The following is a 14,536-nucleotide window of genomic DNA, read 5'->3' on the forward strand; positions in this document are numbered from 1 at the left end:
TTGCTCTAAAACTCTTCACTTATATTCTCCCTCGTAAATTAATCGGCTAGTATAGCTTTTTCTTCCGCTTTAATTTCTGCTTCACCTGATTTTCATCAAGCATCATACATTCACAAAATTACTATAGTGCCGGAATGCGCCTGGATTCTGTCTACTCATAAGCATCTTTTAGTTTTAGGTATTCGTGATTGTCCCATGCTTCATTCCTGTCCTCTTCGTATACCAATATAAAATCGGCAGTTGAGAAAAATCCATAACTCTAGTTCGGTTAGTAGATTGAAGTTTACAGCATTAGCCTTATGCTAAGATATTATCGTTTATGTGGCTTAATTACTAATTTATGACGCTGTACTATCTTCAACCATCTCTTTTTACGTGGATCAGCTTCAATAACTATATTCATTGCTTTAACTGCATCTCGAGTTACTTTTCTGCCCCCACGGTTCGAATCAATATTCTTAAGACATTGGAGCCAATCTGCACTAGTCATTTCACTAGTAAGGTGTGCTATAGAGTTAGCAATATCTCTCAGACTATCGAAAGCTGGCCTCAGCCTTTGAAACTCTTCACGCCAGTACTGAACAGTCAAGTACTCCTCGTCAACAGATCTTTTTTTTGAGACATAACTTTCTTGAGACAAATCGCTATTCATCATGCTTTATATCATGTTTTAATTTAAATTAAACTATTATTGATTATAAATCAGATATAAGATGTGTGATGTTTGTATAAAAATTAGGTATTTTACATTACTACCCCTCGGCTCACGTTTAAAACCCAAGACATATTAAAAATTAATATATAAATCAATTTACGGGTTTCTAATAATTCAAATTGCCAATACCTCGGCCTTTCAAGATAGCAGTCTTTAAGGCTTTCGACATACTACTATCAGATTGGTCTAAAATGTTCGTTAAACTGTTTCGCGGTTTCGTTTCTTTGATAAGGAGTGAGTTTTTTTTATTAGCTTGATTTATTTCTTCAAGTCGCGAAATGTGAAATTTCAACGAATCTAACTCAGGATAAGTCTTAAAAAAGTTTTTATTATCGAATATCTGATATAATCGTTTATTCATTTGGCTTACTGTTGCTCTCGACAAATACCACCCTAAGGGGTACTCTCCATCGTAATCCCACTTCAATCCAATTTTTACATAAGCAATTTTATCTATCCGTGTGGAGTCAATAAATGTTCGTTGAAAAAGAATATTGTACATGTTGTTACGAGTAATAGAACCTCTGTTCCAAGAATTATAGAAACTTCCCCATGGAACTCGTATTGATCGAGCGGTAAAGATTGCTTGCTGCTTGTCCGCATACGCCCCATTGCCATTTTGAATGAAGATAATTACAGGTCGTACGCGAATTTTATTTTTACTTGCGACCCTTAACAATGTATTCAGAAGCTGTACTGCCGTTTCAATACCCGTATTATCAAAGTATCCTCCATCGGTCAAATGTCCACTTTGTAGAACTTTATCTATAATGCGATTTTCAATTAATCCTCCGCTTGTCACAAACGGAAAACGTGCCGAAGCTGAAGCCGCAGTCTTAATAGGCATATCCTGATTGGTATATTTAAATACATCAACTACATCTATAAAAGATTCTGCGTCTAACCTTAAATTAGATACAATGGCTTTTTGACCCGTTTCAGCAAGTGTACAGTTAAGTAGCAAAGATGGAAGTTCAAATTTTTCTTCTCCAATTTTAATTCCTTTTGTTCGCCATAATTTAAGAAATGAATTATCAAGAGTCGTTAATCCATCCTTGTAAAGAACGTTAGGCTTGAAAGATTTAACAGAATCAATCGCATGTTTTGTCATGCGTCTATAACCATTTGACCAAGAATTTTCTAACCATTTTGTCCGATCAAAATAGCTTATTGGATAAGGTATAAAGGTTTGCATTACCTCGGGAAAAAGATAGGCCGAAGTCAAACCAGATACATAATCATCCCGACAAATCTGTTGAAATGTTAATCTATTTAACACATAGGGTGCTAATTCTGGGTAACGATCTATATCAAAAATATATGAATTATACATAGAAGCTCCAACAGACCCTCCTGATACTCCGCTTATTGCATATAAATATTTATTAAAGTAAGGAAGAGGATTGTTCAGGCTCCATAGTGATCGTGCTGTCCAATTTAAGGCACGTATACCACCTCCTTCAGCAGCAACAATGATAAGCGGTATTTCTTGGTCTAGTTTTGGACAACGTTTTTTAGCCCATGTCAAAAAATGTGCCTCAATATCTGGTCTACTAGACTCAGTTAATGGCGAGTCAATTCCTTGTAACGCTGAGTTATCTGTAAACTGGCTTAATATAATTAAGCTAATTATTGCAATAAAAGTTACAGGCCTATTCCTATTATCATTAAAGTAAACAATAGTAGAAGATATCATCATAAGGAAAGCCATCCCCATCATAACAATCGGTATTGGCCCCATCCAAATAGCAATACCAAGCCTTAATGGGAGTAAAAAAATTACCAATAAAATAAATATAAAAATACTATTAAATAAAATAAAAAATCTAGCCGCTTTTGAGTTCAGGAGTTCGTTCCAATCATCACGAATTGATGTATTGGCTCGAGATGACCAATCAATTTGCGGAAATAACTTATCAATTTTATTTCTATACAACCACAGTATTCCAAAAGTAATAGCGAAACAAAAAAAAGTTATTAGCAAGTATTTCGCATTGCTAGAAAAAACAATACTCATTGTTACGAATGGAAGTAAGGACAATAAAGACGGAGTGTATTTAATGAGCCTTACGCTATATCCGTTTTTATATACATCTATTGGTGAGATTAAAACAATTCGCGCGCAACTATACGTAGTAAATGCCCAAAGAAACAATGCGATTGGATAAATGTATAGAAATCCTTGAAAAAGCATTGTTTCTTCAAGGGTAGTTTGATATTCTTGAACATAAACTGGCTTGAGCCCTATGATAACATCATGAAGCTGGCCAACTCCCAAGAATAAATAGGCAGATAAACCTAATATAAAGGGTAAAAACGCAATATTTCGAAATACCTGCCAAAGTATAACAAGGTTAATAAGGAAAGATTCGCTTTCATTTAAATTGGCATTCTGCCCCCTACTTTCCGGGTTGTTTAAATCGATCTGTGAATCCATTTTCAAAATGTATACAAAAGGATTAAAATTATTTATCTAGTATCTTTCTTATAATATAAATGTCTGTAATTTACTGAGGGCAATTTTCAATTAAAAGGGGAAAATTCCCGTTTTTAGGTCACTTGCATCCCACCTATTTTAAATTGACATTAAATGAAAAAAAATTATAGTTACATAACAGATTATTAGTCAGTCATACCAACTAGCTAAGAGCTTAGATTGGGAAGCTCTGTATGCTTTGGCTATACATTCCTGTTAAAACCTTATGATATATTGGCTAAATTAGCCGTTTTAACAGCCGAAGTCATTATCGGCTTACTATCTCAGAATGGCCAATCACCAGGAACATATAAATCTTATCTGGCAAATCGCCGATCTACTACGTGGTCCTTACCGTCCACCTCAGTATGAGCGCGTTATGCTCCCCATGACTGTTTTGCGTCGCTTCGATTGCGTACTTGAACCAACCAAAGAGGCCGTTTTAATTAAATACGAACAGATTAAAGACAAACCCTCGTCGCAGGGGCAGGCGCTTGATGCCCGGCTAAATGAAGTATCAGGACAACGGTTTCACAACCACTCTCCCCTCACATTTGAAAAGCTGCGGGGTGCCCCAAACAACATTGCTCAGGATCTGGTCAGCTATATAAACGGCTTCTCGGCTAACGTGCGCCAGATTTTCGACTACTTCGAGTTTGAGAAGGAGATTGAAAAGATGGAGGAAGCTAATATCCTGTATCTGGTCGTCTCGCGATTTAGTACGGTTGATCTGCACCCGGTTCGGGTGAATAACGTACAGATGGGATTGATTTTCGAGAACCTGATTCGGCGGTTCAATGAATTGGCTAATGAAACCGCCGGTGATCACTTTACCCCCCGCGAGGTCATTGCGCTGATGATTAACCTCCTGTTCATAAACGATGATGCCTTGCTAACGGTGCCGGGAACAGTGCGCCGGATGCTGGACCCAACCTGCGGAACGGGGGGGATGCTGGCCGAAGCACAGTCGTATCTGAAGGAACATCATCTGGAAGCTAAGTTGTACGCCTATGGGCAGGATTATAACAAACGGGCGTTTGCTACGGCGGCTTCCGACATGCTCATTAAGGAAGTGGCTCACAACGGCATGGGTGAAAACATCAAGTACGGCGACAGCCTGATTGATGACCAGTTCGAGGGGGCCACTTTCGATTACCTCATTGCGAATCCTCCCTTCGGTGTTGACTGGAAAAAGCAACAAAAAGAGATCATCTACGAGCACGAAAAGCGCGGTTTTGCCGGGCGGTTTGGAGCCGGGTTGCCCCGCGTGAACGATGGTGCCCTGCTGTTTTTACAGCACATGATCAGCAAGTTTGAGCCCGTTGATGAAGCTAACAGGAAATACGGCTCCCGGCTGGCGGTCGTGTTTAGCGGCTCACCCCTGTTTACGGGCGGTGCCGGTTCGGGGGAGAGCAACATCCGACGCTGGATCATCGAAAACGATTGGCTCGAAGCCGTGGTAGCTCTGCCCGAACAGATGTTTTATAACACCGGCATTGGTACCTACATCTGGGTTGTGACCAACCGCAAAGAGAAACAGCGGAAGGGCAAAATTCAGTTGGTCGATGCACGTGACGTGTACATGCCAATGCGCCGGAGTATGGGTGACAAACGCCGGAAGATTGGCGGGGCCGAAGAAGGTGAGCCCGATCAGATTGGCGACATTGTCCGTCTCTACGGCCAGTTTACACAGGGCGGCCAGTCGAAAGTATTCGACAATGAAGACTTTGGCTATACCCGCGTAACGGTGGAGCGACCGCTACGTCTGCGCTACCAGATGACCTACGACGATAAATCCCGTTTTCTGGATGCCTGCCCCTGGCTGCTCGATGACATACAGGACATTGATAAAAAGCTGGGCCGAGAACCACAAACCGACTGGAATAAAGTAGATGCCCAAATACGGACGTTGTTGAAAAAGCGGAATGCCAAATGGAAGGCAACGGAGCATAAGTTGTTCCGCGACGTATTTACGACCAAAGACCCAGCAGCCCAAGCGGTACGAAAAAGTAAAGACGAAGACGAATACGAAGCCGACGCCGACCTGCGCGACTTTGAGAACATTCCGCTAACGCAGGATATCGACACCTATTTTGCACGAGAGGTAATCCCGCACGTACCCGATGCCTGGATGGACCGTAGTAAAGACAAGGTGGGATACGAGATTAATTTCAACCGGTATTTTTACAAATTCAACACGCCCCGCCCGCTATCCGTTATTGATGCCGAACTGAAAAAAGCCGAAGATCTGATTTTGGAATTATTAAAGGAGGTAACGGAATGATTTATTCGCCAAATAATGTAAAAATCCCTGCCGATTGGTCTATCACGAGAGCTGATGCGATATTAAACCATATCAATAATCCTATTAGATCTCAATCTTTAAAAGATGGAATATTCTTTCACTATTCTATTCCTGCAATTCAAGATACTGGTGATGGTAAGATCGAAGATGGAATTGATATTGATAGTGATAAGCTCTTACTAGAAGGAGGAGAAATTTTGATTTCTAAATTAAATCCAGAAAAAGGCTGTGTAATTATCGCTGAATCGCATGAAATCCCCACGATTTGTTCTACTGAGTTAGTACCGCTCCGAGTTAAGAGCGCTAGTTCTGTTAACTCTAAATACGTTTTCTATGTGTATTCTTCTAATTCAACAAGGGATCTTTTAGCGTCCAGGTCAGAGTCAGCTACAAGAAGTCATAAACGTGTTAATCCTAGTGAAATAGCAAAACTAAAATTTCCATTACCTCCATTAAATACTCAAAATCAGATTGCTAATTACCTTGACCGGGAAACATCTCACATTGACGCACTGATTCAGGCTAAAGAAAACTTGCTTACTATGTTGACCGAGAAGCGGCAGGCACTCATTACGAACGCCGTCACCTGTGGCCTTGACCCCAACGTACCCCTAAAACCATCTGGCGTTGATTGGCTTGGAAACATACCAGAACATTGGGAGGTTGAACGTACTCGGTGGCTATTTAAAGAACGAAATGAACGTTCGGAAACAGGTGAGGAAGAAATGCTTACTGTTTCGCATATAACCGGTGTTACATCACGGTCGGAGAAGGATGTGAATATGTTTGAAGCCGAATCAAATGAAGGGTATAAAATCTGCTTCCCTGGCGATTTGGTCATCAACACACTTTGGGCTTGGATGGGTGCTATGGGAATATCGCCTTTGCATGGCATTGTCAGTCCAGCTTATCATGTATACATACCCTTAAGCCGCATCGAACCTGCCTATATTGACACTATCGTTCGCCTACCCATATTCGCCAGCGAAGTGACTCGATACTCGAAAGGCGTTTGGTCGTCACGTCTCAGACTGTATCCAGAAGGCTTGTACGAAGTTTACCTACCTGTACCGCCTTTAGAGGAACAACGACAAATAGTAGATCACATTAAAGTTGAACTTAATAAAATCAACAAGTTCCAATCTGCTGCTGAGCAAAGCATTACATTGCTAAAAGAGCGTCGGTCAGCGTTGATAACGGCGGCTGTGACAGGACAAATAGAAATTCCAGTATAGGCATGAGAATTAGAGAGCTATCCATAACTAATTACCGGCCTTTCGGCAAAACGAAAAAACTGGAGTTTAAGGAAAACTTCTCGGTCATAGCTGGTATAAATGGGCGTGGAAAAACGGCAATTCTTGATGCGATTGCCCTTTTATCATCACGGCTCTTACCTCAGATTGCCCCTGCCGGAAGTGGATTCAGGAAAATAGATATATCTGACATCCACTCCGATGCACTTGAAACAGATTTATCATTTAAGTTGAATTGTGCTGGCATTCCACTTGACTATTCGCTTCATTTTTATAGAGAGTCAAAGAGGATTGACACCACAAAACTGACCCCGGCAGTCAGGAAAGAAATCCGGAACAAATATGGCGACCCAAGTCGTGCTGATGATCAGGCCCCTTTAGCCGTTTATTATACAACAGATAGAGCTGGTTACCGCTTTCCCAAAGCGCTTCCCAAAGCCGTTCGTATAGGCCAGTCAATGGCTTATAATGGTGCATTATTCAATCGCACAGTCGATTATAAAGACTTTTTAGCACGCTTTCGTGTGGTAAACACCCGAAGACAAGAGCAAAATTCGTCAATGGAAAGGAGAGCATTCAATGCTATCAGCCAGACAATAGAATTGTTCTTGGACGGGTTCACTAAGCTACGAGTTGAAGATGACCCTCCTAGACTTCTTATCAATAAGGACGGTGAAACCCGTGATATTCGACAGTTGTCAGATGGACAGCGTTCATTCATTGCGCTAATCTGCGATTTAGGAAGACGACTGGCTCTAGCTAACCCAGAGTTGGAGAACCCGTTGAATGGTGCCGGAGTAGTGTTAATTGATGAATTAGAATTACACTTACACCCCAAATGGCAGCTTGAAGTATCCGAAAAGCTGCGAAATACGTTTCCAAATATTCAGTTCATTGTAACGACGCATTCACCTTTCATCATTCAAACAGCTCGGCAAGGAGAAGTAATAACATTAGATGGTGAACTAGAGATTGATCCATATGGTAAAAGCCTTGAGGAAGTAGCGAAGTATGTGATGGATGTGGAGAATACTGAGTACAGTCCTCGCATAAAAAATATGCGAGAAACAGCCAGATTATACTTGCAACTTGCAGAAGAAGCAAAAACTGCGTCACCTGATCGGAAACAGCAAATACAACGGCAAATCATCAGGTTACTTGAGCCATTCTCCGATAATCCTGCTTATACGGCTCTTTTGGAAAGGAAAGGTATAATTGAACCGGAACAATAACTATGCGACCAGTTGATAAAGGAGTTGCCCCTCAAGCATATACGAACTATGAAGATGCTAAACAGGATTTGACCAATAGGCTTGGGGGTTATTGTAGCTATTGTGAACGGCGCATTGCTACTGGCTTGGCAGTAGAGCACATCTTACCAAAGGACCCAGCTTTAGGCCATTCTCATCTTAGAAATGAATGGACTAATTTTTTATTAAGCTGTGTAAATTGTAATTCAGCAAAGAAGACCACTATAATCAATTTTGCTACTTATCTACTTCCTGATCGGGACAACACGTTCCATTACTTAATTTACAAAGAAACTGGACTTGTAGAAGTGACATTGGGATTGAACGCAACTATTGAGCCAATGGCTCAAAACATTTGTGATTTAACAGCTCTTAATCGTGTAGAGCATGATGATTGGGACGATGCAGTAGTGTTCTCAGCCTTAGAAAGAGCAGGCCAAAGAGTTCAAGCTTGGGAAAAAGCTAAAGATGCTCGCCAAGATTATAATAATGGCGAAGTTAATGTCCGTAGGATATGCTCAGAAGCATCAGCAACTGGCTTTTTTAGCATATGGATGGCTGCCTTTACTGGCGTAAAAGAAGTTCGACTAGGCCTAATACAGGAGTTCGCGCATACTGCAAAGGATTGTTTTGACGCTGATGGTAACTCAATATCTCCACGCCCTGCAAACGGGCTTCTTAACGCGGGTAAAGCATGAGCAGTTCACGAGTAAAAGAAGCCGCTTTTGAAACCGTCATTGAGAACCATTTGCTCCGTAATGGCTATCAAACTATCGACCGGCAGGGGTACGATACGGAGCGGGCTATTTTTCCCGGTACGGTGCTGGCCTTTATCAAGCAAACACAACAGAAAGAGTGGGCCAAGTTAGAAGCCTTGCTGGGTGATCGCACGGGTGAGCAGGTACTGCGCGATTTGTGCAAGTGGATGGACGATTACGGATCGCTTGCTACGCTGCGGCATGGGTTCAAGTGTTACGGTCGGTTGCTGCACATTGCCTACTTCAAGGCGTCGCATACCATGAACCCCGAACTGGATGCCAATTACGCGGCTAACTGCCTTGGCCTCACCCGTCAGCTTCGGTACGCCAAAAAAACGGCGCATTCGCTCGATCTTACGATTAGTCTGAATGGCATACCTATAGCCACCGTAGAACTTAAAAACCCCATTACCGGTCAGACCGTACAGCACGCCATTCAGCAATACAAGCAGGACCGCGACCCGCGCGAACCTCTGTTCGAGTTCAAACGCCGAACGCTAGTCCATTTTGCCGTCGATACCGAGCAGGTATATATGACCACCCGGCTAGCGGGCAATGCCACCTATTTTCTGCCCTTCAACAAAGGCAACAAGGGTGGTGCAGGCAATCCCGAAGACGAGAAAGGCCGAACCTATCGCACTGGCTATTTGTGGGAAGAAACGCTTGAGCGCCATAGTTTGCTCGATCTACTCGCCCAGTTCGTGCATGTACAGGTCGACGAAAAACTAAACGACGAAGGGCGCAAGGTTAAAAAAGAGACGCTCATCTTTCCCCGCTATCACCAGTTGAAAGCAGTCCGTTCGCTGGTCAATGCTGCGTTCATTGAAGGGGCCGGTCATAATTACCTCATCGAACACTCGGCGGGTAGCGGCAAGAGTAATACCATTGCCTGGCTGGCTCACCGGCTGGCTTCGCTGCATACTACAACCAACGACAAAGTGTTCGACTCGGTCCTTGTCATCACCGACCGGGTTGTACTGGATAAGCAATTACAGGACACTATTTATCAGTTTGAGCATAAGCGGGGCGTAGTCGAAAAAATAGATGAAAGCTCGCGGCAACTAGCCGAAGCCCTGGAAAACGGCGTACCGATCATCATTACCACGCTGCAAAAATTCCCTTTCGTCTCGAAGCAACTCGTCAAGTTGGCCGAAGAGCGGGGGCAAACAGGCACGGGCTATCTACCCTCCCGCCGGTTTGCGGTCATCGTCGATGAAGCGCACAGTTCGCAGGGTGGCGAAACGGCAACCGACCTGAAAGAGGTATTGGGTGGAGAAGGGCTTATTTACAAGGCCAAACAACAGGCACTGGACGAAGGCACGACAGATAAGCTCGAAGAGCTATACCGAAGTATGGCTAAACGGGGTCAGCAGGCCAACGTAAGTTTCTTTGCCTTTACAGCAACGCCCAAATACCGAACACTGGCCGTTTTCGGCAGAAGTAAAGAATCGTACGACAAATACACCATGCGGCAGGCCATCGAAGAGGGTTTCATTCTCGATGTGCTCATGAATTACACAACCTACGCCACCTATTACAAGCTGGTCAAAGCGGCCGCAGACGACCCGGAGGTAGAGCGCAAGCAGGCGGCCCGGTCGCTGGCCCGGTTTCTTCGGTTGCATCCGCACAACATCGCCCAGAAAACTGAAATCATGGTCGAGCACTTCCACGCAGCTACCCGCCATAAAATTGGCGGTCACGCAAAGGCAATGGTTGTGACTGGCTCCCGACTGGAAGCGGTTCGCTACAAACAAAGCTTCGATCAGTACATTCGGGCTAAAGGCTACTCCATTAAGTCGCTGGTCGCTTTCTCCGGCGTTGTCAACGACGATGCGTTACCCGAGGTAACGTATACAGAAGAGGGTATGAACAAGGGCGTGAAAGAAAAGGAAGTTCCCGAAGTTTTTGCCGGTCCCGATTACCATGTGTTGTTAGTAGCCGAAAAGTACCAGACGGGTTTCGATCAACCCTTGTTACACACCATGTATGTGGATAAACGACTAGCTGGTATACAAGCCGTTCAAACTCTGTCTCGGCTTAACCGGACTCATCCGTTGAAGGAAGACACCTTTGTGCTGGATTTTGTGAATGACCGTGAAGAGATCAGGGAAGCTTTCGGCACCTACTACGAAGGAGCCCAAATGGGCGAAGAAGTGGAACCGGCTCATTTGTACCGTATACAAGCCGAGCTGGACAGTTCAGGCATCTACCTGCCCGAAGAAGTCGAACGGTTTTGCCTCGTCTATTTCAAGCCCAAACAAAAGCAGAGCCCAGCCGACCACGAAGCAATCAATACAGCCTTAGACCCAGCCGTTTCCCGTTTTACCGTCTTTTTAACCGATGAGGTTGAAGAAGCTGAACTATGGCGGGGGAAGTTGCAGGCTTTCCGAAATCTATACAGTTTTCTGAGTCAGGTGATCCCGTATCAGGATTCTGATCTCGAAAAGCTATTCGTTTTCCTGCGTCACCTTTCGCCTAAATTACCACGTCGGGGTAGCACGCTCTCGTATAATTTCGATGATACGATCAGACTAGATTATTACCGTCTGCAAAAAATAAGCGAAGGGTCAATTAGCCTGCGAGACAGTTATGCGCTGCCTCTGGATGGCCCTACAGAAGTAGGAACCGGTATGGTTCATGAAGATCCAATTCCTCTTTCACGCCTGGTCGATCTTATCAATGACCGATTCGGTACCGATTTCAATCAGGCTGACCAGTACTTTTTCGACCAACTGGTTGAATCAGCTATTTTAGACGAGACAGTTATTAAAGCTGCGGAAGTAAATCCAGCAGAAAAGTTTGAGTTAGTCTTTAAGAACTTACTTCAACAACTATTCATCGAGCGTATTGACCAGAATGAAGATATTTTTGCCCGTTTCATGAATGATAGCGCTTTCCAGAATATGATAACGAGTGGATTGGCTTCTGAAGCATATAAAAAAATCCAGAAATCAATTAGGGAGCTATCCTGAAATATTTTAAAGTATCTATTTTGAGAGGTCAATCTAAAGAGGCTTCTTATAAGGTTCAATTAAGTGAGGTGGTCCGATTTAGGATTTAACGGTACACTAGCGATAATTATATGCATATACCCAATGACGTTGTACCGTTAATATATGATACGGTTAAGCTTGTCAATGATCGGATACTTACTGGAAAGGCTGGAATAAATATACTTGTTGAGCAAGGTCGTATCAATGAGAACACGGCCAGAGACTTCATTCATATAAGGCGGAGAATGATCGATGGTAAGCGGTTCACTAGAAATAGTAGTGCATATATTACTGAATACTTCCTTTTACGTATCAAGAAAGATTATGGGCATGACGGGCTTGAACGAGCCCTAAAATCATTAAAGCTTCATATTGAATATTACAGCAAAAAACGTGGAACAAAACTTAACAAATTAAGGGCACTTTATGAAGCCTATTCTTTAAAAACTAGCTATTCCGAGAAAGTGGATGAGCAGGACGAGATAATTGCCCAGTTAAAGCTACACAAATTGACAAGGGAGCAGCTTATAGATATGCTTAAACAGTTAAAATCTAAGCCATCCTCAAAGATATCTATCAAGGGCGAGCGATATAGTCGAGACAACTTTACAATTGCTCTGCTCAAAATCCTTCGTGATTTTAAATGTCAAATCTGCGATACCAGTATCCTAAAAGCGAATGGCTCCTTCTACATTGAAGCCGCCCATATCGTACCCAAACGAGATAGAGGAGAGGAAAGCTCCAGCAACATCCTTATTCTTTGCCCAAATCATCATAAGGAGTTTGATTATGGCAAGGTTGAAAATTTGCAACAAATAGATGAACGAATTTCTTTTAAGTTGAATGGTAGACTTGTTGATTTACCGTTATTAATTGAATAGAGTCCTGGTAAATGAAGTTCTTATCTATCTTTCCAATCTGTGGAATTATCTATGCTAGGCTAAAAAGAATTCTCATCTGGCTGGAAAACAAAATATGAATTTACTGAGAGCATTTAGCGAAGTACAAGAATACGACAAAAAGCCATTTTGATACCTATTTGATACTATCTACTTACAAATACTCTTAAAACGCTGATAACCAAATCCATTACGCAGTCCCGTCCGGACCGCTCTCATAATCAGCCACTTAGCAGAAATGTTAAGTGGCTGATTTGCTTTTAGGTACAACGATAGGTACAACAAAAGTTGTGCTCCTCATTAATTAGGTAAAGAAAAAGGGGATCAGTTCCAAAAGTTGTGGAGGGCATTGTATTTTTTTAGGTTTGTGAATTAATCAAATCTAGTTGTTTTGGAGAGTTTCTTGCCCATCGTTCAGTTTCTGTTGCCTGAGTTCATCCTACAAAATTTTGAATTGACCTCCATCGACCGCCCTGAGGGAGTCTTTCATGTTCATATCGAAGAGAAAAATGCCGATGAGACGGACCCTCAACGGAAGAATCTGCTCTCCAAAGGCTTTTTCCCCACTATCACCGTCCAGGACTTTCCCATCCGGGGCCACCAGGTATTCCTGCATATCAAACGCCGTCGCTGGCTTAATACCAAAACAGGAAAAGTCGTTTATCGAGACTGGACTCAAGTAGCAGAAGGAACGCGGATGACCGGTGAGTTTGCCGCTTTTTTAAAAGACATCAGTCGATACCAACCCGATTAATATCCGATCAATTGGCGGATTTTATGGGGTTGGTGACCGAGCCTTATTGCGCCAATATCGTGATTTTCAGAGTGGCTTTACCGATTGGGATCAACGAGGCCACGCTAAAGAGTGGCTGTTGTATGCCCACAATCTGGGGTCGCATCTGTCATTGGATGAAACCAGTCTGTCGCAGGGAGAACTCTACACCATCCTGACGAATAAAGCGGCTAAAGGTGGCAAAGGAAGTATCGTGGCCATTGTCGCAGGAACTAAAGCCGATACAGTCATTGAAGTCTTGCGTAAGTTGCCTGAAAGTCAGCGCAAAAAGGTAAAAGAGGTTACTCTGGACATGGCGGGTAATATGGCTCTGATTGCTAAAAAATGTTTTCCCAAGGCTACTCAGGTGACTGATCGGTTCCATGTGCAACAATTAGCGCTGGAGGCTGTTCAGGACATGCGGATTGCGTATCGCTGGCAAGCCTTGGAAGCCGACAATGAAGCCCTGGAGCAAGCTAAGCTTAACCAGACCGACTATCAACCAGAGATGCTTGCCAATGGCGATACGGTCAAACAACTGCTGGCTCGCAGCCGCTATGTGCTCTATAAAAAGGCGACTAACTGGACAGAAAGCCAGCGTGAGCGGGCTATGCTGCTATTTGAGCGTTATCCAGATTTGAAGACAGCCTATGAATTGAGTCAATCCTTGAGCTACATCTTTGAGGCTACCACCAATAAGCTTTACGGCTTAGCTCGGTTGGCTAAGTGGCATGAGGGGGTACGTCAAGCGGGCTTTAAAGCCTTCAACACGGTGGCCCGCTCCATTCAGAACCACTATGAAACGATCTTGAATTATTTTGACAATCGCAGTACCAATGCCTCAGCCGAGTCCTTCAATGCCAAGATCAAAGCGTTCCGGGCTCAGTTCAGAGGGGTTCGCAACGTAGAATTCTTCTTATATCGGCTCACTCAGTTATATGCTTAATCCAAGTTGATCCACAACTTTTGACCTTGATCCAGTAACTATGCTAGGTTTCATTATTAAACCTGGCATAGTTATAAAGGCATTCAAAACATTCTTATCCTTGATGGGACAAGATCGAAGTAATATTACAGATGCTGTTAGGAAACCGTTTTTGTGATTTTTTGACTTC

9 protein-coding genes are annotated in these 14,536 nt (G+C 43.1%); 8 read left to right on the forward strand and 1 reads right to left on the reverse strand.

Translation table 11 applies throughout. The features are described 5' to 3' along the window. Window positions 1-821: 821 nt before the first annotated feature. On the reverse strand, window positions 822-3,152 hold the full coding sequence (locus tag EXU85_RS22700) for a patatin-like phospholipase family protein (RefSeq protein WP_142774281.1): 2,331 nt from the start codon (window positions 3,150-3,152) through the stop codon (window positions 822-824). A 328-nt stretch (window positions 3,153-3,480) separates the two neighbouring features. Between EXU85_RS22700 and EXU85_RS22705 the strand changes: the two genes are divergently transcribed. From EXU85_RS22705 to EXU85_RS22740, 8 genes are all read left to right on the forward strand, one after another. Beyond that, on the forward strand, window positions 3,481-5,475 hold the full coding sequence (locus EXU85_RS22705; RefSeq protein ID WP_142774282.1) for a class I SAM-dependent DNA methyltransferase: 1,995 nt from the start codon (window positions 3,481-3,483) through the stop codon (window positions 5,473-5,475). Continuing rightward, a complete protein-coding gene (locus EXU85_RS22710; RefSeq protein ID WP_142774283.1) occupies window positions 5,472-6,731 on the forward strand; it encodes a restriction endonuclease subunit S in 1,260 nt (419 codons plus the stop codon). Before EXU85_RS22705 ends, EXU85_RS22710 begins: the two co-directional genes overlap by 4 nt. Window positions 6,732-6,733: 2 nt before the next feature. Further along, complete coding sequence (locus EXU85_RS22715; RefSeq protein ID WP_142774284.1) at window positions 6,734-7,981, forward strand: AAA family ATPase; 1,248 nt, start codon at window positions 6,734-6,736, stop codon at window positions 7,979-7,981. Between the two features lie 2 nt (window positions 7,982-7,983). After that, window positions 7,984-8,697, forward strand: coding sequence for an HNH endonuclease (locus EXU85_RS22720; protein WP_142774285.1), 714 nt, complete (start codon window positions 7,984-7,986; stop codon window positions 8,695-8,697). Further along, window positions 8,694-11,729, forward strand: coding sequence for a type I restriction endonuclease subunit R (locus tag EXU85_RS22725; protein WP_142774286.1), 3,036 nt, complete (start codon window positions 8,694-8,696; stop codon window positions 11,727-11,729). The genes EXU85_RS22720 and EXU85_RS22725 overlap by 4 nt, the downstream gene beginning before the upstream one ends. Window positions 11,730-11,839: 110 nt before the next feature. Then, a complete protein-coding gene (locus EXU85_RS22730) occupies window positions 11,840-12,631 on the forward strand; it encodes an HNH endonuclease (RefSeq protein ID WP_142774287.1) in 792 nt (263 codons plus the stop codon). Between the two features lie 409 nt (window positions 12,632-13,040). After that, the gene (locus EXU85_RS22735; RefSeq protein WP_142772573.1) at window positions 13,041-13,403 is read left to right on the forward strand and encodes a transposase family protein; all 363 of its coding nucleotides are present in this window, start codon (window positions 13,041-13,043) and stop codon (window positions 13,401-13,403) included. A gap of 46 nt (window positions 13,404-13,449) precedes the next feature. Continuing rightward, window positions 13,450-14,367, forward strand: coding sequence for a transposase (locus EXU85_RS22740; RefSeq protein ID WP_246859202.1), 918 nt, complete (start codon window positions 13,450-13,452; stop codon window positions 14,365-14,367). Window positions 14,368-14,536 lie beyond the last annotated feature (169 nt).

Source organism: Spirosoma sp. KCTC 42546 (assembly GCF_006965485.1).
GTDB lineage: Bacteria > Bacteroidota > Bacteroidia > Cytophagales > Spirosomataceae > Spirosoma.